The organism is Streptomyces sp. NPDC050416 (assembly GCF_044458845.1).
Lineage (GTDB): Bacteria > Actinomycetota > Actinomycetes > Streptomycetales > Streptomycetaceae > Streptomyces.
On record NZ_JBITII010000015.1, the window covers coordinates 14641 to 34186 of the forward strand.

Genomic DNA, 19546 nt, shown 5'->3' on the forward strand with positions numbered 1-19546 from the left:
TCCGGAGCGTCCAGTCGCCACGGGGTTGGTCCGGAAACGGCCAACCCCGTCGACGTGGGGTGTCAGCGGGACGAAGTACTCTTGAGCCCATGCCTGAACGCCGTACCGTCGCACTCGTCACCCTTGGCTGCGCCCGTAACGAGGTGGACTCGGAGGAGCTCGCAGGCCGTTTGGAGGCGGACGGCTGGCAGCTCGTGGAGGACGCCGAGGACGCGGACGTCGCCGTCGTGAACACCTGTGGCTTCGTCGAGGCCGCCAAGAAGGACTCCGTCGACGCCCTCCTGGAGGCCAACGACCTCAAGGGGCACGGCAGAACCCAGGCCGTCGTGGCTGTGGGCTGCATGGCCGAGCGGTACGGCAAGGAACTCGCCGAGGCCCTCCCGGAGGCCGACGGTGTGCTCGGGTTCGACGACTACTCGGACATCTCGGACCGGCTCCAGACCATCCTCAACGGCGGCATCCACGCCTCGCACACCCCGCGCGACCGACGCAAGCTGCTGCCGATCAGCCCGGCCGAGCGGCAGGAGTCGGCCACCGAGGTCGCGCTGCCCGGGCACGCCCCGGCCGACCTCCCGGAAGGTCTCGCTCCGGCCTCCGGTCCGCGTGCGCCCCTGCGGCGCCGTCTGGACGGCTCCCCGGTCGCCTCCGTGAAGCTCGCCTCCGGCTGCGACCGGCGCTGCTCCTTCTGCGCCATCCCTTCCTTCCGCGGCTCCTTCATCTCCCGCCGTCCGAGCGACGTGCTGAACGAGACGCGCTGGCTGGCCGAGCAGGGCGTGAAGGAGATCATGCTGGTCTCCGAGAACAACACCTCCTACGGCAAGGACCTCGGCGACATCCGCCTGCTGGAGTCGCTGCTGCCCGAGCTCGCCGAGGTGGACGGCATCGAGCGGGTCCGGGTGAGCTACCTGCAGCCCGCGGAGATGCGGCCGGGCCTGATCGACGTGCTGACGTCCACGCCGAAGGTCGCGCCGTACTTCGACCTGTCCTTCCAGCACTCCGCGCCCGGCGTGCTGCGCGCGATGCGCCGCTTCGGCGACACCGACCGGTTCCTGGAGCTGCTCGACACGATCCGCAGCAAGGCGCCCGAGGCCGGCGTGCGCTCCAACTTCATCGTCGGCTTCCCGGGCGAGAGCGAGGCCGACCTCGCCGAGCTGGAGCGGTTCCTGAGCGGCGCGCGGCTGGACGCCATCGGCGTCTTCGGCTACTCCGACGAGGAGGGAACCGAGGCGGCGACCTACGAGAACAAGCTCGACGAGGACATCGTCGCCGAGCGGCTGGCCCGTGTCTCACGGCTGGCCGAGGAACTCGTCTCACAGCGTGCCGAGGAGCGCGTCGGCCAGACGGTGCACGTGCTCGTCGAGTCCGTCGACGACGAGGAGGGCGTGACCGGCCGTGCGGCGCACCAGGCGCCCGAGACGGACGGCCAGGTGCTGCTCACGAGCGGCGCGGGCCTGAGCAGCGGCCGTATGGTCGAGGCGAAGGTGGTCGGTACCGAGGGCGTCGACCTGGTGGCCGAGCCGCTTCAGGGCTCGTTCGCGTCGCCGGCGTGGAGTGAGGAGGCGGGCAGATGACCGGTGTTCCGGCATCCGCGGCGGGAGGCCCCTCCGGCGCGAGGAGGGCGGCGGCCGGCGCGGCCTCGGGCAAGGTTCCCGGGGCTTCTGTGGGCCGGTCGGCCGCGCGGTCGGCCGAGGGCGGGGCGGCCGGTGCGGCGCCAGCTGCGGGGCAGGGCGCGGCGCCGGATACAGGGCCGGGGGCGGCGGGCGGTGCCGGTGACGGTGGGGCCGCCGTCGGTGACGGCTCCGAGAGCGCCGTCGTCGACGCGCAGGACGACGGGAAGCCCGCCCGGGGCGGGAAGCTGGCGGCCGCGGCCGTCAACCAGGCCAGCGTCTGGAACGTCGCCAATCTCCTGACCATGCTCCGGCTGATTCTCGTACCGGCCTTCGTCGCGCTGATGCTCGCGGACGGCGGGTACGACCCGGCATGGCGGGCCCTGGCCTGGGCGGCATTTGCCATCGCCATGATCACCGACCTCTTCGACGGTCATCTGGCGCGCAGGTACAACCTCGTCACGGACTTCGGGAAGATCGCCGACCCCATCGCCGATAAGACGATCATGGGGGCGGCGCTGATCTGTCTGTCCGCGCTCGGTGATCTGCCGTGGTGGGTGACCGGCGTCATCCTCGGCCGGGAACTCGGGATCACCCTGCTGCGTTTTCTGGTCATCCGGTACGGCGTCATCCCCGCCAGCCGCGGCGGCAAGCTCAAGACGCTCACCCAGGGCGTGGCCGTGGGCATGTATGTGCTGGCACTGACGGGGTGGCTGGCCACCCTGAGGTTCTGGGTGATGGCCGCGGCGGTCGTTCTGACCGTGGTGACGGGGCTCGACTATGTGAAACAGGCCATTGTGCTGCGCAGGCGGGGAATCGCCGAGCGCAAGGCCGCGTTGGAGGAGAAGGAAGCGTGAGTTCCACGGCCACCGACGTGGTGCGACTACTCACGGTGAAGGGTGAGACGCTCGCCGTCGCGGAGTCGCTGACCGGTGGTCTCGTTGCGGCGGAGATCACATCCGTGCCCGGGGCGTCCAAGGTCTTCCGGGGCTCGGTGACGGCGTACGCCACCGAACTGAAGCAGGAACTGCTCGGTGTCGACGCCACCCTGCTGGCGGCGCGAGGAGCGGTGGATCCGCAGGTCGCGGCCCAGATGGCGGTCGGAGTGCGCAAGGTGCTCGGCACGGACTGGGGCGTCGCGACCACCGGTGTCGCGGGTCCCGAGCCGCAGGACGGACAGGCCGTCGGGACGGTCTTCGTCGCCGTGGACGGGCCCCGGAGGACCGATTCCGGTTCTGCCGGCGGCGGAAAAGTGGAGGCTCTGCGGTTGAACGGCGACCGCGAGGAAATTCGTAGAGAGAGTGTACGGAGCGTACTCGCACTGCTCCTTGAGGAGCTTGCGGGCGAACAGACTGGGAATGAGCGGGCACAGGATACGGAACGGAACGGGGGGTTTTGATGTTTGCAGCCCTGAGTGAACACGACATCGCTCCCCGCACGGCCGCGGCGCAAGGCGGTACGGTGGGGCGTAATGGATGCGGCTACGCGGTCCGAGGAGGGAGCCACCGATGATTCTGCTCCGTCGCCTGCTGGGTGACGTGCTGCGTCGGCAGCGCCAGCGCCAGGGCCGTACTCTGCGCGAAGTCTCCTCGTCCGCCCGAGTCTCACTCGGCTATCTCTCCGAGGTGGAGCGGGGGCAGAAGGAGGCTTCCTCCGAACTGCTCTCCGCCATCTGCGACGCGCTGGACGTACGGATGTCCGAGCTCATGCGGGAAGTGAGCGACGAGCTCGCCCTGGCCGAGCTGGCCCAGTCCGCTGCGGCAACCCCCAGCGAACCTGTGCCCACGCCGGTTCGCCCGATGCTGGGTTCCGTTTCGGTGACCGGTGTTCCACCGGAACGGGTGACCATCAAGGCGCCCGCCGAGGCGGTGGCCGCCACCGCCGCGTGACGCTTCGCGCGTGCGTGGCATGAGCGAGCGGCGCTGACCAGGCGTCGACACTGGTGAGGCCCCGGCCGGGGTTCTCCGGGAGATCCGGAGGGGTGACGGTCGGGGTTTTCGCTTGCCCTCAGACCGCGGGGCCGGGTCGTGCCCGATTTGTCTGCGTTTGCCCGTAGGGCTTGGGGCGGTCATCGTTGAGGGGATGGCCGGGGAAAGCCAACGGAGGTGCGGATGTACGTCGTGAAGAGCCCGCTGTCCGACGCGAGCCTGAAGACCGTGTCCGAGGCGTTGCAGGGCGCCCTCGTCGACCTGGTGGACCTCGCCCTCGTGGCGAAGCAGATCCACTGGAACGTGGTGGGGCCGCGCTTCCGTTCCGTGCATCTCCAGCTCGACGAGGTCGTCGACATCGCGCGGAAGTACTCCGACACCGTGGCCGAGCGCGCCGCGGCGCTCGGAATCTCGCCTGACGGGCGGGCCGCGACGGTCGCCGTCGGCAGCGGGATCGGCGTGACTCCCGAGGGGTGGGTCGACGACACGACCGCCGTGGGGGCGCTCGTCGAGGCGCTGGGCGCGGTGATCGCACGGATGCGGGAGCGGATCGAGGCGACCGGTGAGCCGGATCCGGTGAGCCAGGACATCTTCATCGGGATCACAGCGGATCTGGAGAAGCATCACTGGATGTTCCAGGCCGAGAACGGGTGACCGCAGCGGACACGGCAGCGGGCAACGGGCCGGCCGGAGGGCTCGCCGCTCGAGGTTTCGCGGCTCGCGGTCTCGCAGCTCGGCGCAGTGGGGCGCGCGGTGCGCCTGTGGGCCGTTGGTGCGCCCTGTCCGCCGGCCCGGGCGGCCGAATAGCGTCGGGCTGGAGGTGGCGGCCATGGCGGGGATAGGGCGCTGGCGGGCCCGCGGAGCCGTGCTGGGGCTGGGGGCGCTGTGGTGGTGGGCGGTGCTGCGGCTGGCGGTCGCGCCCGGGGCCGGGGTGCTGGAGGCGACGGTAGCGGCCGGGGGATGGGGGCTGAGCGTGCTGCCGGTGCACTGCATGCCGAAGGGGCGGGCGGAGGGGGCCGTGCGTACGGGGCGGTGGCGGAGGGTGCTGGGGGTGGGAGGCCGGGGTGCGGTGTCGCGGAGGGGGTGACGCCGTGGCGGGTGCTTCTGGTGCTTCCGGGTGCGGCGTTTTCGGGTGGGCGGGGTGTGTCAGGTGTGTCTCTGTCCTACCAAGGCATCGCCACGCCGCCGTTCGGGCGGATGATCTGGCCCGTCGTGAACGACGAGGCGTCGGAGGCGAGGTGCAGGACCGCGTGGGCGATGTCCTCGGGGGCGCCGACCCGGCCCAGGGGTGACATACGGGCCATGACCGCCTCGGTCTTCGCCTGGGCCTCGCTGTCGTGGCGGTCCGTCATGGGGGTACGGATCCAGCCCGGCGCGACCGTGTTGACGCGGATGCCGTGCCGGCCCACCTCGGTCGCGAGGGTCTTCGTCAGCTGGACCACCGCCGCCTTGGCCGCGCCGTAGCAGAGCAGCCCGGGGGCGCCGGTGTCGACGGCGCCCGAGGCCATGGTGACGATGCTGCCCCCGGCGCCCCGGGCGATCATCAGACGGGCCGCCTCCTGGCAGGCGTACAGCACTCCCTTGAAGTTGACGTCGAGTACTCGGTCGAGGTCCTCGTCCCGGGTCTCCAGAACCGGGCTGCTGTGCATGATCCCGGCGATCGCGGCCAGGACGTCCAGGCGTTCGCAGGAGGTGATGGCCTGCCTCAGCCGGGCGCGATCGGTGACGTCGAGCTCGTGGGTGTGGGCGGTGCCGCCGCCGTCCTTGATCAGGGTCGCCGTCTCGTGCAGGCCCTCGGGGTCGCGGTCCGCGCAGTGAACGGTGGCGCCCGCCTCCCCGAGCAGCAGCGCCGAGGCACGGCCGATGCCGCTCGCGGCTCCGGTGACGAACGCGGTGCGGCCGGTGAGGTCGTACGCCGTGACGGGCATACAGGGAACGTACGAGCGATTCTGACAGCCCGTCAATTGGTGCGGCTGCGCCTCCGGGGCGAGGGAGTGGCCGGGGCAGGGCCCGGCTGGCAGGTAGGGCACCAGTACGTGGGGCGTTCGCGGGAGCCGTCGCCCTGGTCGGCGACGCGGACGGAGGTGTGGCAGCGCAGGCAGGGGCGGGGCGCCCGGCCGTACACGAAGAGGTCCTGGCCGTGGCGGCCCGTCGTCGTGCGGATCGGGCGGTCGCGGTTGGTCTCCAGCAGCTTCTTGGCGAGCGCGGGCAGCTGCGCGGCGCGCTCGGCGGGCAGGTCGCCGACGGGGAGCCAGGGGGTGACGCCGAGCAGGAAGCAGAGCTCGCTCTTGTAGACATTGCCGATACCGGCGAGGTTGCGCTGGTCGAGCAGGGCCTCGCCGAGGGGACGGGAGGGGTCCTTCAGGAGATTGGCGAGGGCCCGGTCGGGGTCCCAGTCCGGGCCCAGGAGGTCGGGACCGAGGTGGCCGATCGCGCGGTGCTCGTCGGTGGTGCGCAGGAGTTCCAGGACGGGGAGGCGGTAGCCGACGGCCGTGCGGTCGGTGGTGCCGAGGATCGCGCGGATCTGGTGGCCGGGGCCGCCGCTCCAGCGCCGGCCGTTCTCGTACACCTTCCAGGAGCCGTCCATCCGCAGGTGGGAGTGGAGGGTCAGGCCGCCCTCGACGCGGGTCAGGAGGTGTTTGCCGCGCGGGGTGACGTCGAGGACCGCACGGCCGGTGAGGTCGGCCGTGGCGAGCCGCGGCACCCGGAGGTCGCTGCGGGTCAGCACCTTGCCCGCGAGGGCGTCGTGCAGCCGGCTCGCGGTCTGCCAGACCGTGTCACCTTCGGGCATGGGTCAAGAGTGGCACGTCGCCGGGACCGTCAGGCGCGCAGCCGGAGGCCACGGGGGGTCGCGATGAAGCCCGCTCCTTCCAGGAGGGTGCCGATGGGGGAGGTCAGGGCCTGGGCGCCGTTGACGCGCTCCACCGTGACCGTGCCGAGGGAGCCCGCGCGGGCGGCCGCGGCCAGGGCCTCCGACGCGGTGCGCAGGCGGGGGTCGTCGGTGGGGTCGCCGTCCGGGTCGGTGGCCCAGGCGAGCAGGGTCTTGCCGCCGCGCTCCATGTAGAGCGTCAGTTCTCCGTCGACGAGCACCACCAGGGAGCCCGCCTTGCGGCCCGGCTTGTGCCCGGCGCCGGTCGGGGGCTCGGGCCAGGGCAGGGCGGCGCCGTACGCGTTCGCCGGATCGGCGGCGGCGAGGACGACGGCCCGGGAGGCGGGGTCCGGGCGGGTTCGGCGGCCCGGGGATCCGGGGGCGTACGGCGCGCGTCCGCCGTTCTGCCAGGGCGGGGGGTCCTGCGGGGCGTAGTCCCGCGGCGAGACGTACTCGTCCCGGGACGGCTGGGGGGGCGGGGTGACGTAGGGGGGGCCGAGGCCGGGGAAGCCGTCGGGGCCGGGGTCGCCGGAGTCGCGGGGGTGGCCGTGGGAGGGGAGCCCGTCGTCCTGTCCGGCGAAGTCATGAGCGGGGAAGTCACGGGCGGGGAAGTCATGGGCGGGGAACGGATCGAGGTCGGGGCCGGGAGGGGGGCCAGGCAGGTCCTCGCCGCGGTCACGGGCGTTGGCCACCGCGCGCAGGCGGTCCACGGCACCGTCCATCGCGAACTGCGCGGCGCCGAGGCCCTCCACGACGTAACCGCGGCGGGCCTGGCCGCTGTCCTCGAAGGCGGACAGGACGCGGTACGTCGCCGAGAAGCCGCCCTCGACACCCTCCGCCGAGACCGCGCCCCTGGTCACCACGCCGTGCCGGTCGAGGAGAGTGCGGGCGAGGGCGTGGGCCCGCACCGTCGGGTCCGGCTCGTGGGCCGGGAGCAGGGACCAGCGGCCGGCGACGGTCGGAGGGCCGGAGCGGGAGGCGGAGCGGGCCGCGGCCGTCAGGGAGCCGTAGCGGCCGCGCGGGACCGCGCGCTTGGCGCGGTGGGCCGTGGAGCCGGCGGTACGGCCCGAGCCGAGCAGGGAGCGCATGGGGGCGAGCGTGTCGTTGGTCAGGCGGCCGGACCAGGCCAGGTCCCAGAGCGCGTCGGCCAGCTGGGGGTCGGTGGCGTCGGGGTGGGTGGTGGCCCGGACCTGGTCGGCGATCTGGCGGAAGAACAGGCCGTAGCCACCGGAGAGGATGTCCAGGACGGACTGGTGCAGAGCGGTCAGCTCCAAGGGGTGCGGGGGCGGCAGGAGCAGGGGTGCCGCGTCCGCCAGGTAGAGGGAGACCCAGCCGTCCTTGCCGGGGAGGGAACCCGCCCCGGCCCAGACGACCTCTCCGGCGGCGGTGAGCTCGTCCAGCATGGCCGGGTTGTAGTTCACGACCCGGGAGGGCAGGACCAGCTTCTCCAGGGCGGAGGCGGGCACGGACGCGCCCTGCATCTGCTCGATGGCGCGCACCAGGCCGTCGATGCCGCGCAGGGAGTGCCCCTTGCCGATGTGCTGCCACTGGGGAAGGAACTGGGCGAGCGCGGCCGGCGGCACCGGCTCCAGCTCATGGCGCAGGGCGGCCAGGGAACGGCGGCGCAGCCGGCGCAGCACGGCCGCGTCGCACCACTCCTGGCCGATCCCGGCCGGGTGGAACTCGCCCTGGACGACCCGGCCCGCCGCGGCCAGCCTCTGGAGGGCGCCCTCGGTGACGGCCACGCCCAGGCCGAAGCGGGATGCCGCCGTGGTCGAGGTGAACGGGCCGTGGGTGCGGGCGTAGCGCGCGAGGAGGTCGCCGAGCGGGTCCTTGACGGGCTCGGTGAAGGCCTCCGGGACGCCGACCGGCAGGGCGGTGCCCAGCGCGTCGCGCAGCCGGCCCGCGTCCTCGATCGCCGCCCAGTGGTCGCTGCCCGCTATCCGGACCCGGATGGCCCGGCGGGCGCCGGCCAGGTCCTCAGCCCACTGCGGTTCGGCGCCCCGCTCGGCCAGTTCCGCGTCCGTGAGCGGGCCGAGCAGGCGGAGGAGGTCCGCCACGCCTTCGGCGTCCTTGACGCGGCGGTCCTCGGTGAGCCACTGGAGCTCCCGCTCCAGCTCCGTGAGCACCTCCGCGTCGAGCAGCTCGCGCAGCTCCGCCTGGCCCAGCAGCTCGGCCAGCAGCCGGGAGTCCAGCGACAGGGCGGCGGCCCGGCGCTCGGCGAGCGGGGAGTCCCCCTCGTACAGGAACTGGGCGACGTAGCCGAAGAGGAGGGAGCGGGCGAAGGGGGACGGCTCGGGGGTGGTGACCTCGACGAGGCGCACCTTGCGGGACTCCAGGTCGCCCATCAGCTCGACGAGACCGGGGACGTCGAAGACGTCCTGGAGGCACTCGCGGACCGCCTCCAGGACGATCGGGAACGAGCCGAACTCGCTCGCCACCTGGAGCAGCTGGGAGGCGCGCTGGCGTTGCTGCCACAGCGGCGTGCGCTTGCCCGGGTTGCGGCGCGGGAGCAGCAGCGCGCGGGCGGCGCACTCGCGGAAACGGGCCGCGAACAGGGCCGAGCTGCCCACCTGGTCGGTGACGACCTGGTCGACCTCGCCCTTGTCGAAGACCACGTCCGTCGCGCCGACCGGTGCCTGGTCGGCGTCGTACTCCCGGCCCATCTTCACCGGCTCCTGGTCCAGCAGGTCCAGGCCCATCAGGTCCGCGTCCGGCAGGCGCAGCACGATGCCGTCGTCGGCGTGCATGACCTGGGCGTCCATCCCGTAGCGCTCGGAGAGCTTCGCGCCGAGCGCCAGGGCCCAGGGGGCGTGCACCTGGGCGCCGAAGGGCGAGTGCACGACCACGCGCCAGTCGCCGAGCTCGTCGCGGAAGCGCTCCACGACGATCGTCCGGTCGTCCGGGACGTGGCCGCAGGCCTCGCGCTGCTCGTCCAGGTACGACAGCACGTTATCCGCCGCCCAGGCGTCCAGGCCGGCGGCGAGGAGCCGCAGCCGGGCGTCGTCCTTGGACAGCGAGCCGACCTCACGCAGGAACGCGCCCACCGCCCGGCCCAGTTCGAGCGGGCGGCCCAGCTGGTCGCCCTTCCAGAAGGGCAGCCGGCCCGGCACGCCCGGGGCCGGGGAGACCAGGACGCGGTCGCGGGTGATGTCCTCGATGCGCCAGGAACTCGTGCCGAGCGTGAAGACGTCGCCCACGCGGGACTCGTAGACCATCTCCTCGTCGAGCTCGCCGACCCGGCCGCCGCCCTTCTTCGGGTCGGCTCCGGCGAGGAAGACGCCGAAGAGGCCGCGGTCGGGGATCGTGCCCCCGGAGGTGACGGCGAGGCGCTGGGCGCCGGGGCGGCCCGTGATCTCGCCGGTGACGCGGTCCCACACCACGCGCGGGCGCAGCTCGGCGAAGGCGTCGGACGGGTAGCGGCCGGCCAGCATGTCGAGGACCGCCGTGAAGGCCGACTCCGGGAGCGAGGCGAAGGGGGCGGCCCGTCGGACGGCGGCGAGGAGGTCGTCGAACTGCCAGGTGTCCATGGCCGTCATGGCGACGATCTGCTGGGCCAGGACGTCCAACGGGTTGGCGGGGACCCTGAGGGACTCGATGGCGCCGGTCCGCATGCGTTCGGTGACCACCGCCGCCTGGACCAGGTCGCCGCGGTACTTCGGGAAGACCACGCCGGTGGAGACGGCGCCCACCTGGTGGCCCGCCCGGCCGACGCGTTGCAGGCCGGAGGCCACCGAGGGGGGTGATTCGACCTGGACCACCAGGTCGACCGCGCCCATGTCGATGCCCAGTTCGAGACTGGACGTGGCCACGACCGCGGGGAGGCGGCCCGCCTTGAGGTCCTCCTCGACCAGGGCACGCTGTTCCTTGGACACCGAGCCGTGGTGGGCGCGGGCGATGACCTGGGGTGCGCCCTGGGCGGCTCCCGAGCCGCCCATGAGCTCGGCGGGGGAGTGGTGCTCGTCGAGGGTCTCGCCCGTGGCCCGTTCGTACGCGATCTCGTTCAGGCGGTTGCACAGGCGCTCCGCGAGGCGGCGGGAGTTCGCGAAGACGATCGTGGAGCGGTGGGACTGAACGAGGTCGGTGATCCGCTCCTCCACATGCGGCCAGATCGACGGGCGCTCGGCGCCCTCCGAGCCGTCCGCCACCGGGGAGCCGCCCAGTTCGCCCAGGTCCTCGACCGGGACGACAACGGAGAGGTCGAACTCCTTGCCCGACTCCGGCTGGACGATCTCCACCTTGCGCCGCGGCGAGAGGAAACGGGCCACCTCGTCGACCGGGCGGACCGTCGCGGACAGGCCGATGCGGCGGGCGGGCTTGGGGAGGATCTCGTCCAGCCGCTCCAGGGAGAGTGCGAGGTGGGCGCCGCGCTTGGTGCCCGCGACCGCGTGCACCTCATCGAGGATCACCGTCTCCACGCCGGTCAGCGCGTCGCGCGTGGCCGACGTCAGCATCAGGAACAGCGACTCGGGGGTGGTGATCAGGATGTCCGGCGGGCGGGTGGACAGGGCGCGGCGCTCGGCGGCGGGGGTGTCGCCCGAGCGGATGCCCACCTTGACCTCGGGCTCGGGCAGACCCATCCGTACGGATTCCTGGCGGATGCCGGTCAGGGGGCTGCGGAGGTTGCGCTCGACGTCCACGGCCAGGGCCTTCAGCGGGGAGATGTACAGCACCCGGCAGCGCTTCCTGGGGTCGGCGGGGGGAGGGGCCGAGGCGAGCTGGTCCAGGGCGGCGAGGAAGGCGGCCAGGGTCTTGCCGGAGCCGGTGGGGGCGACGACCAGCACGTCCGAACCCTCATGGATGGCCTGCCACGCACCGGACTGGGCCGTGGTGGGCGCCGAGAAGGCGCCCGAGAACCAGGCGCGGGTCGCGGGGGAGAAGCCGTCCAGGGGTCCGGGTGCTTTGCTGGGCATGCGTCCATCGTGCACCCGGGCACTGACAACGGGAGGCCGAGGCGGCTCCGCCTGCCGTTTCGTGGTGGGCCGGGGGACCGGACAATGGCCGTATGAGCGAGCGTGCGCGGCACTGGCAGTACGACGAGCTGCCCGGGGTGGATCTGCTGCGGGCCCGGTACGTGCGGAAGACGTTCGTGCGGCATACGCACGAGAATTTCGTGATCGCCGCCATCGCCGACGGGGTGGAGGTCTTCCACCACGGCGGGGGCGATCAGTACGCGGGCGCGGGCGCGCTCGCGCTGGTCAATCCGGACACTCCGCACACGGGACGGGCCGGTGTGCCCGAGGGGTGGCGGTACGGGGCCGTGTATCCGTCCGTCGATGTGGTGGCGGAGATCGCGGCCGCGACCACGACGCTGCGGGGCACACCGGGGTTCGTCAGCCCGGTGGTGGATGATCCGTATGCCGTCGGGCTGGTGCATCAGGTGCTGCGCGCCGCCGACGAGGGCAACGCCCTGGCCGCGGACACACTGCTGCGGGTCGCCGTGACCAGGTTGCTGCGGCTGAACGGCGGGCCCATGCCGCGGCGGGAGGTGCGGACGGCCGGGACCCGGATCGCCGCACGCGCGCGTGCCGCGCTGGAGGAGCGGATGGCGCGGCCGCCGACCCTGGAGCGGTTGGCGGCCGATCTCGGGACCAGCCCGTTCGCCCTGCTCCGGGCCTTCCGGGAGGCCTACGGGATGCCGCCGCACGCGTGGCTCACGGACGCGCGGGTACGGCGGGCGCGGCGGCTGCTGGACCTCGGGACGGCGCCCTCGGAAGTCGCCGTGACCGTGGGATTCACCGACCAGCCGCATCTCAACCGGCACTTCAGCCGGATGGTCGGCGTGCCTCCCGGGGCCTATCAGCGGGAGCGCAAGAACGTACAAGACCTGCGGTAGCGGCTCCTCATAGCGTGCGGGGCGTGGCAGATCAAACAGCTCTCGGAGATACAGAGTCCGGTGGGAAGACGGACCGGGCCGTCGTGCGGGACGCCCTGGGGGTCGGGGTGGCCGTCGGGCTCTCCGGCTTCGCCTTCGGGGTGACGTCGGCGGGCGCCGGACTCACGCTGATGCAGACGTGCGCGCTCAGTCTGCTGGTGTTCACCGGGGCGTCGCAGTTCGCCCTGGTGGGCGCCCTCGCTGCCGGTGGCGGCCCGTTCACGGCGGCGGCCGGGGCCTTCTTCCTGGGTGTGCGGAACGCCTTCTACGGCCTGCGTCTGTCGCAGGTGCTGGCCCTCCCGCGCGCGGTGCGGCCGTTCGCCGCCCAGTGGGTGATCGACGAGACGGCCGCCGTCGCGCTCGCACAGCCCACGCGGCGCAGCGCGCGGATCGGCTTCCTGGTGACGGGGCTGAGCCTGTACGTCCTGTGGAACCTCACCACGCTGCTCGGTGCCCTGGGCGCCGAGGCCATCGGGGACACCGACGCCTGGGGGCTGGACGCGGCGGGACCCGCGGTGTTCCTGGCGCTGCTCGCGCCGATGCTGAAGACCGGCACCGAGCGGGCCGTCGCCGGGCTCGCCGTGCTGCTGGGGCTCGGGCTGCTGCCCGTACTGCCCGCCGGAGTGCCGGTTCTGCTGGCCGCGCTGGCGGCGCCGGTCGTGCTCTGGGCGGACGGCCGTCGCAAGGGACAGCACAGGGGACAGGGGGAGCAGGAGTGAACGTCTGGATCGCGATCGGGGTGACCGTCCTCGGGTGTTACGCCGTCAAGCTGGCCGGGTTGCTGGTGCCCGCGGGGGCTCTCGAGCGGCCCGTCGTGAAGCGGCTCGCCGCGCTGCTGCCCGTCGCGCTGCTGGCGGCCCTCACGGCCCAGCAGACCTTCGCCGACGGGCAGGCGCTGGTCCTGGACGCGCGGGCCGCCGGGCTCGGAGCCGCCGCTGTGGCGCTGATGCTGCGGGCACCGTTCCTGCTCGTCGTCGCGGCGGCCGTGGTGGTGACCGCGGGAGTGCGGGCCATGGGGGCCTGATCAGCCGATGCCGCGGCCGTACGCCCTGAGGGTGCGCAAGGCCTCGATGGTCACTGCCGGGCGGGCCTCCAGGGCGGGAGCCGGTGCCCAGCGGCGCCAGCTGAGGGGCCAGCCGCCGTCCTCCTGCTGCCGGGCCGCGAGGTGGTCGAGGGAGCGGGCCATCTCGTCGTCCGTGAACCACGCGCGCGCGAGGGAGCTCGGTGTCGTCGCGTAGTCGTACGGGAAGTGGTGCTCGCCCGGGGCGTAACCGGGAGAGACCGGGTACGCGTCCAGGTTGTCGGGGTCCAGCGCCGCAAGACGGTGCTCGCGGACCAGACGGCCCAGCCGGTCGGCGGCCGCCTCCGCGCGCGGGCGGTCCGGGGCGGAGTCGAGGAAGGCCACGGCGGCCTCGATCTCGTACGGGTGGGACTTCTCCAGGGATTCCACCGCCTGCCAGCAGAAGTCCGTGGCCCGGAACAGCCAGGCGTGCCAGACCTCGTTGCGGTGCAGCAGCCCCACCACCGGCCCGGTGGCCAGGAGGTCGCTGGGCGGGTCGTCCACGACCGGCACGAAGGGTGCCGCCGGGTAGCCGCGCTGGCTGGGGTGGATCGCCGGGAGGGCGCCGTCCGCCGTGGAGACGGACGTCAGATAGCGGCACACGTGTTCCACTCGCTGACCGGCGCAGCGCCCCACGGCGTCCAGGACGCGCAGGGCGCGGGCGGTGTGCAGCGGCTGGCTGACCGGCCCGCGCAGATCGGGCTCCAGCGCGTGGCCGTACCCGCCGTCCTCGTTGCGGTAGGCGTCCAGGGCGGTCTCCACCGGGTCGGCGGTGCCGCCCCGGAAGTGGTGGGCGAAGAGGCGCTGCTCGAGCACGCGCGCGGTGAGCCAGACGAAGCGCTCCGCACGCGCCACGGGGGTGTGCGGCGGGGGCGACTGGGGGAGTGAGGGAGCTCCTGTTTCGGCCATGGATCAGACCGTAGGGCGGAACACGGCGCCGGCAGGCGGTCCAGGCCCAGGCCCACCCTCAGGGGCGGGATACTGGACTCATGCGGTTGACGGTCTTCTGGCAGCGGATGGCGGAGCACTTCGGTCCGGGGTACGCGGACACCTTCGCGCGTGACCATGTGATGGCGGAGCTCGGCGGGCGCACCGTCCACGAGGCGCTCGACGCCGGCTGGAGCGCCAAGGAGGTCTGGCAGGTGGTGTGCGCGGTGATGGACGTGCCGAGGGAGAACCGTTGACCCGTCGTGGAGACCGCTGACTGACGGCCCACGAAGATCGCATGCGGGCAGACGGCTGTCGGTGGCGTGGGCGAGACTTGGTGCGTGGCACCCACTGACGAGACCGGGCAGGCAGCTCCGCAGTCCTCCCCGTTCGGTACGACACCGCCCGCCCCGCCCCCGCCCCCGGCCGGAGACACCGGGGCGAACGGCCGCATGCCGCGCTGGCTGCCGCGCGCCCTGGTGCTCGCACTCGCCCTCGTCGCCCTGTTCCAGCTGGGCAGTTGGGCCTTCCACCAGCTCACCGGGCTGCTGATCAACATCCTCATCGCGTTCTTCCTGGCGCTCGCCATCGAACCGGCGGTGAGCTGGATGGCCTCGCGCGGGATGCGCAGGGGACTGGCCACGTTCATCGTCTTCATCGGCGTGATCATCGTGTCGGCGGGGTTCGTCACACTGCTCGGCTCCATCCTCGCGGACCAGATCATCAAGATGATCGAGGGCTTCCCGGCCTACCTCGACTCCGTCATCAACTGGATCAACACACACTTCAAGACGGACCTGAAGCGCGTGGACATCCAGGAGGGCCTGCTCCGCTCCGACTGGCTGCGCAACTACGTCCAGAACAGCGCCACGGGCGTCCTGGACGTGTCCGCCCAGGTCATCGGTGGTCTCTTCCAGTTGCTGACGATCGCGCTGTTCTCGTTCTACTTCGCCGCGGACGGCCCGCGACTGCGCCGCACGATCTGCTCCCTCCTGCCGCCCGCACGGCAGGCCGAGGTGCTGCGCGCCTGGGAGATCGCCGTGAACAAGACCGGCGGCTACATCTACTCGCGCGGCCTGATGGCACTGATCTCCGGCGCAGCACACTTCGTCCTGCTGCAGGCCCTGGACGTGCCCTACGCGCCCGTGCTCGCCGTGTGGGTGGGCCTGGTGTCGCAGTTCATCCCCACCATCGGCACATATCTCGCGGGCGCGCTGCCCATGCTGATCGCGTTCACGGTCAACCCCTGGTACGCGCTGTGGGTGCTGATCTTCGTGGTGATCTACCAGCAGTTCGAGAACTACGTGCTCCAGCCGAAGCTGACGGCCAAGACCGTCGACATCCACCCCGCGGTCGCCTTCGGCTCCGTCATCGCGGGCACCGCACTCCTGGGCGCGGTCGGCGCGCTGATCGCCATTCCCGCCATCGCCACGCTCCAGGCCTTCCTGGGGGCGTACGTGAAGCGGTACGCGGTCACGGACGACCCCCGGGTGCACGGCCATCGCCGACGCGGGGAGGGGCCGAGCCTCGTCACGCGCGCGAGACAGCTGTGGGTACGGCGGGCCGGGACAGAGCGGCCCGAGGGCGGGCATGCCGAGGACAGGGGTTCCGGGGGTGGGCGGTCCGACGGCGGGGAGTCCCGGGACGGGCGGTCCGGGGACGGGCGGTCCGAGGACGGGGAGTCCGGGCAGGGCCCGGCCTGAGTCGTTGCCGGGTGTCACGCAGGTGCGCGTGGTGCGCTTGACACGAAAATCGAACATCCATTCTTATGGAGTCTCCGGCGGAGCTCAACGACGGGCAGTTCGACGTACTTTGGGTGGAGAAGTGCCCGAGTTATCCACAGGCCGGACGTGCGTCGGGGCGCATTGTCAGTGGTAGGCGTTAGCGTCTTTGACGTGAAGCGATCGACTCAAGCAAATCGGGTGGAACCCATGGCAGGAACCGACCGCGAGAAGGCCCTGGATGCCGCTCTCGCACAGATTGAACGGCAATTCGGCAAGGGCGCGGTCATGCGCATGGGCGACCGGACGAAGGAGCCCATCGAGGTCATCCCGACCGGATCCACCGCCCTCGACGTGGCCCTCGGCGTGGGCGGCCTGCCCCGCGGCCGTGTCGTGGAGATCTACGGACCGGAGTCCTCCGGTAAGACCACCCTGACCCTGCACGCGGTGGCGAACGCGCAGAAGGCCGGTGGCCAGGTCGCCTTCGTCGACGCGGAGCACGCACTCGACCCCGAGTACGCGAAGAAGCTCGGCGTCGACATCGACAACCTCATCCTCTCCCAGCCGGACAACGGCGAGCAGGCCCTGGAGATCGTGGACATGCTGGTCCGCTCCGGTGCCCTCGACCTCATCGTCATCGACTCCGTCGCGGCGCTCGTCCCGCGCGCGGAGATCGAGGGCGAGATGGGCGACAGCCACGTGGGTCTGCAGGCCCGCCTGATGAGCCAGGCCCTGCGAAAGATCACCAGCGCGCTCAACCAGTCCAAGACCACCGCGATCTTCATCAACCAGCTCCGCGAGAAGATCGGCGTGATGTTCGGCTCCCCGGAGACCACGACCGGTGGCCGGGCGCTGAAGTTCTACGCCTCGGTGCGCATCGACATCCGCCGCATCGAGACCCTGAAGGACGGCACGGACGCGGTCGGCAACCGCACCCGCTGCAAGGTCGTCAAGAACAAGGTCGCGCCGCCCTTCAAGCAGGCCGAGTTCGACATCCTCTACGGTCACGGCATCAGCCGCGAGGGCGGCCTGATCGACATGGGCGTGGAGCACGGCTTCGTCCGCAAGGCCGGCGCCTGGTACACGTACGAGGGCGACCAGCTCGGCCAGGGCAAGGAGAACGCGCGCAACTTCCTGAAGGACAACCCCGACCTGGCCAACGAGATCGAGAAGAAGATCAAGGAGAAGCTGGGCGTCGGCGTGCGTCCCGAGGAGCCGGCCGCCGAGCCGGGTACGGACGCGGCGGTCTCCCCGGCACCGGCCGAGGCTGCGGCGGTCCCCGCTCCGGCACCGGCCAAGACAGCCAAGTCCAAGGCCGCCGCAAACAAGAGCTGACCCGTGACACGACGAACCGACTGGGCGGAGTACGAGTACGCCGCCTCCGGTGCCCCACGGGGGAGGGGCACCGGAGGGGAGCCGGGCTCGGCCGTGGACGGGGAGGGCGGGCGCTATGAGGCTGACGGGCCGTACGGGGAAGCCTCCCTGGGAGGCGGCTCGTCCGGCAGAGGCTCATCGGCTGGAGGCGCACGCGGAGGCGGTTCCTCCAGGGACGGCTCGCGCGGCGATGGGCCGCCCGGCGGGCGTGGACGTGGGCGTCGCCGACGCGGCTTCGACGCGGCGGATGCCGAAGACGGAGGTTCCCTCTCCTCGTCGAGGGCCGAGCAGGGGGAGCCTCCGGGGGACCCGGTCGAGCAGGCTCGGGCGATCTGCCTGCGCCTGCTCACCGGGACCCCGCGGACCCGCAAGCAACTCGCCGACGCCCTGCGCAAGCGGCAGATCCCGGACGACGCCGCCGAGGAGGTGCTGTCGCGGTTCGAAGAGGTCGGCCTCATCAATGACGGCGCCTTCGCGGACGCCTGGGTGGAGTCCCGGCACCACGGCCGTGGGCTGGCCCGGCGTGCGCTCGCCCGCGAGCTGCGGACCAAGGGCGTCGACTCCACGCTGATCGACGAGGCCGTCTCCCAGCTCGACTCCGAGCAGGAGGAGGCGACCGCGCGGGAACTCGTCGCGCGCAAGCTCCGCTCCACCCGAGGGCTCGACCGGGACAAGCGTCTCCGTCGTCTCGCGGGCATGCTCGCCCGCAAGGGCTACTCCGAGGGCATGGCCCTGCGCGTGGTCCGGCAGGCGCTGGAGGAGGAGGGCGAGGACACGGACTTCCTGGGGGACCAGGGGGTCTGAGGCAAGGGCGAGACCTCCGTGGGGGCGCGCCCGATACCGAGTCCCGGAGTCACACCAGGGGAAGCCCCTCCGCCCGCCAAGCCTGGAACCCGCCGACCAGATCGGTGGCCCGGTGCAGTCCCAGTTGGTGCAGGGACTGCACCGCCAGGCTGGAGGCGTACCCCTCGTTGCAGATCACGACGACGCGCAGGGCGTGGCTCGTGGCCTCGGGGAGCCGGTGGCTGCCCTGCGGGTCGAGGCGCCACTCCAGCTCGTTGCGCTCGACGACGAGGGCGCCGGAGATCAGGCCGTCCCGTTCGCGCAGGGCCGCGTAGCGGATGTCCACCAGCAGCGCGTCACCGGCCAGCGCGGCCTCGCACGCCTCCTGCGGCTCGATTCGCTCGTAGCCCGCCCGTACGCGCTCCAGCAACTCGTCGATTCCGACGGGTCGTTGGACATCACCACCAGCACTGCTGCTGCCACTGCCGTTCCCGTCGCTCACCCGCTCGTGCGTCGCGCTCACTGCCAGTCCTCCGGTCGTTCCACCTGCTCGAGCCGCAGGATCGACCCGCTGCGGCTGAAGCGGCGGATCTGCGGCAGGGGCGGGTAGTAGGCGTGGACGGAGATCGCGTGCCGGTCGGGGGACTCGTTGAGCACCTCGTGGACGTGGTGGCGGCCGAAGGCGCGGCCCTGGCCGGACCGCAGCCGGCGTTCGCGGTCGACACCGTCGGTGAGTTCCAGCGTCTTCCAGCCGTCGGTGGGCAGCCGCGCGGCGAGTGAGTTCTCCTTGAGCTCGCCCGACGCCGTCAGGAAGGCGCCGACGGAGTCGGCGTGGTCGTGCCAGCCGGTGCCCGTGCCGGGCGGCCAGCCGATCAGCCAGGCCTCGCTGCCGCCGGGCCCGTCCAGCCGCACCCAGGTGCGGCCTTCCGGGTCGAGCGGCAGGGAGGCGATCAGTTCGGTGTCGGCGGCCGTGCGCCGCACGAAGTCGAAGAGGTCGGCCTGAGTGGGCGCCGCAACGGCGGAGGAGGCAGATGAGGAGCCGGAAGCGGATTCGGGGGCGGATCCGAGGGTGGCTCCCGGAGCGGGCTCGGCAGAGGAGACAGCGGGGGATGCGGAAGGGGATGAAGGGGATACAGACACGGGTGCCGTCCTGAAGGTCCTGATGAGAGTTCGCGGATCAGGCGCGTCGGCCGCGGCAGACAGAGCGCGGCGCGCGCACAGAGGAAGAGGGAGGCGAAGTCAGCAGGACGGGCGACACACGCAGCCCGCATAGCGGACGAGGTCCATATGGACCCTCCGCCACAGGCGCACACAGGTGTCGGTCACGCACCGGAGTACACCATGACCGCCCGGACCGGTCAACTCACTGTCACCATGCGGACGCACGGTGACAGTGAGCACG

The 19546-nt window shown here is 72.4% G+C and carries 20 protein-coding genes; 13 read left to right on the forward strand and 7 right to left on the reverse strand.

Features of this window, described 5'->3' with window-relative positions:
- Positions 1-89 precede the first annotated feature (89 nt).
- From rimO to ACIBL4_RS35495, 6 genes are all read left to right on the forward strand, one after another.
- Positions 90-1571 (forward strand): 30S ribosomal protein S12 methylthiotransferase RimO, encoded by a 1482-nt coding sequence (gene rimO, locus ACIBL4_RS35470; RefSeq protein WP_399415911.1) that lies wholly within the window; start codon positions 90-92, stop codon positions 1569-1571.
- The gene (gene pgsA / locus ACIBL4_RS35475) at positions 1568-2464 is read left to right on the forward strand and encodes a CDP-diacylglycerol--glycerol-3-phosphate 3-phosphatidyltransferase (protein ID WP_399415912.1); all 897 of its coding nucleotides are present in this window, start codon (positions 1568-1570) and stop codon (positions 2462-2464) included. The genes rimO and pgsA overlap by 4 nt, the downstream gene beginning before the upstream one ends.
- Positions 2461-3006 carry a CinA family protein gene (locus ACIBL4_RS35480; RefSeq protein ID WP_399415913.1) on the forward strand — a complete coding sequence of 182 codons (546 nt, stop codon included), beginning with the start codon at positions 2461-2463 and terminating at the stop codon, positions 3004-3006. Before pgsA ends, ACIBL4_RS35480 begins: the two co-directional genes overlap by 4 nt.
- 109 nt (positions 3007-3115) lie before the next feature.
- A complete protein-coding gene (locus ACIBL4_RS35485) occupies positions 3116-3496 on the forward strand; it encodes a helix-turn-helix domain-containing protein (protein WP_020276318.1) in 381 nt (126 codons plus the stop codon).
- Between the two features lie 222 nt (positions 3497-3718).
- On the forward strand, positions 3719-4189 hold the full coding sequence (locus ACIBL4_RS35490) for a Dps family protein (protein ID WP_399415914.1): 471 nt from the start codon (positions 3719-3721) through the stop codon (positions 4187-4189).
- 175 nt (positions 4190-4364) lie between these two features.
- Positions 4365-4622, forward strand: a complete 258-nt coding sequence (locus ACIBL4_RS35495; RefSeq protein ID WP_399415915.1) for a hypothetical protein — start codon at positions 4365-4367, stop codon at positions 4620-4622.
- Positions 4623-4698: 76 nt separating this feature from the next.
- On the opposite strand, the gene ACIBL4_RS35500 is transcribed toward ACIBL4_RS35495, so the two are convergent.
- The 3 genes from ACIBL4_RS35500 to ACIBL4_RS35510 are packed head-to-tail and all read right to left on the reverse strand — an operon-like array spanning position 4699 to position 11317.
- Positions 4699-5463, reverse strand: coding sequence for an SDR family NAD(P)-dependent oxidoreductase (locus tag ACIBL4_RS35500; RefSeq protein WP_399415916.1), 765 nt, complete (start codon positions 5461-5463; stop codon positions 4699-4701).
- A gap of 32 nt (positions 5464-5495) precedes the next feature.
- Positions 5496-6326 (reverse strand): Fpg/Nei family DNA glycosylase, encoded by an 831-nt coding sequence (locus ACIBL4_RS35505; protein WP_399415917.1) that lies wholly within the window; start codon positions 6324-6326, stop codon positions 5496-5498.
- A gap of 29 nt (positions 6327-6355) precedes the next feature.
- A complete protein-coding gene (locus tag ACIBL4_RS35510; RefSeq protein ID WP_399415918.1) occupies positions 6356-11317 on the reverse strand; it encodes an ATP-dependent helicase in 4962 nt (1653 codons plus the stop codon).
- Between the two features lie 92 nt (positions 11318-11409).
- On the opposite strand from ACIBL4_RS35510, the gene ACIBL4_RS35515 reads away from it, so the two are divergent.
- Genes ACIBL4_RS35515 through ACIBL4_RS35525 form a run of 3 tightly spaced genes read left to right on the forward strand, consistent with a single transcriptional unit; the run spans position 11410 to position 13303 of the window.
- Positions 11410-12240, forward strand: a complete 831-nt coding sequence (locus ACIBL4_RS35515; RefSeq protein WP_399415919.1) for an AraC family transcriptional regulator — start codon at positions 11410-11412, stop codon at positions 12238-12240.
- Positions 12241-12263: 23 nt separating this feature from the next.
- Entirely contained in the window at positions 12264-12998 is a 735-nt protein-coding gene (locus ACIBL4_RS35520) for an AzlC family ABC transporter permease (RefSeq protein WP_399415921.1), read from the forward strand.
- Complete coding sequence (locus ACIBL4_RS35525; RefSeq protein WP_399415922.1) at positions 12995-13303, forward strand: AzlD domain-containing protein; 309 nt, start codon at positions 12995-12997, stop codon at positions 13301-13303. The genes ACIBL4_RS35520 and ACIBL4_RS35525 overlap by 4 nt, the downstream gene beginning before the upstream one ends.
- Here the strand turns inward: ACIBL4_RS35525 and ACIBL4_RS35530 are convergent, their stop codons facing one another.
- Entirely contained in the window at positions 13304-14248 is a 945-nt protein-coding gene (locus tag ACIBL4_RS35530; RefSeq protein ID WP_399415923.1) for a hypothetical protein, read from the reverse strand. It abuts the gene before it with no gap.
- A gap of 80 nt (positions 14249-14328) precedes the next feature.
- Here ACIBL4_RS35530 and ACIBL4_RS35535 point away from each other — a divergent pair, with 80 nt between their 5' ends.
- From ACIBL4_RS35535 to recX, 4 genes are all read left to right on the forward strand, one after another.
- Positions 14329-14523: a DUF3046 domain-containing protein gene (locus tag ACIBL4_RS35535; protein ID WP_399415924.1), complete on the forward strand. Its 195-nt coding sequence runs from the start codon at positions 14329-14331 to the stop codon at positions 14521-14523.
- A gap of 84 nt (positions 14524-14607) precedes the next feature.
- Complete coding sequence (locus ACIBL4_RS35540; protein WP_399415925.1) at positions 14608-15969, forward strand: AI-2E family transporter; 1362 nt, start codon at positions 14608-14610, stop codon at positions 15967-15969.
- Positions 15970-16197: 228 nt separating this feature from the next.
- A complete protein-coding gene (gene recA, locus ACIBL4_RS35545) occupies positions 16198-17322 on the forward strand; it encodes a recombinase RecA (protein ID WP_399415926.1) in 1125 nt (374 codons plus the stop codon).
- Between the two features lie 3 nt (positions 17323-17325).
- A complete protein-coding gene (recX, locus tag ACIBL4_RS35550) occupies positions 17326-18165 on the forward strand; it encodes a recombination regulator RecX (protein WP_399415927.1) in 840 nt (279 codons plus the stop codon).
- Between the two features lie 49 nt (positions 18166-18214).
- On the opposite strand, the gene ACIBL4_RS35555 is transcribed toward recX, so the two are convergent.
- From ACIBL4_RS35555 to ACIBL4_RS35565, 3 genes are all read right to left on the reverse strand, one after another.
- Positions 18215-18646: a rhodanese-like domain-containing protein gene (locus ACIBL4_RS35555; RefSeq protein WP_399416048.1), complete on the reverse strand. Its 432-nt coding sequence runs from the start codon at positions 18644-18646 to the stop codon at positions 18215-18217.
- A 17-nt stretch (positions 18647-18663) separates the two neighbouring features.
- Complete coding sequence (locus ACIBL4_RS35560) at positions 18664-19284, reverse strand: cysteine dioxygenase (RefSeq protein WP_399415928.1); 621 nt, start codon at positions 19282-19284, stop codon at positions 18664-18666.
- 99 nt (positions 19285-19383) lie between these two features.
- Positions 19384-19545: a putative leader peptide gene (locus ACIBL4_RS35565; protein ID WP_354748667.1), complete on the reverse strand. Its 162-nt coding sequence runs from the start codon at positions 19543-19545 to the stop codon at positions 19384-19386.
- Between the last annotated feature and the right edge of the window lies 1 nt (position 19546).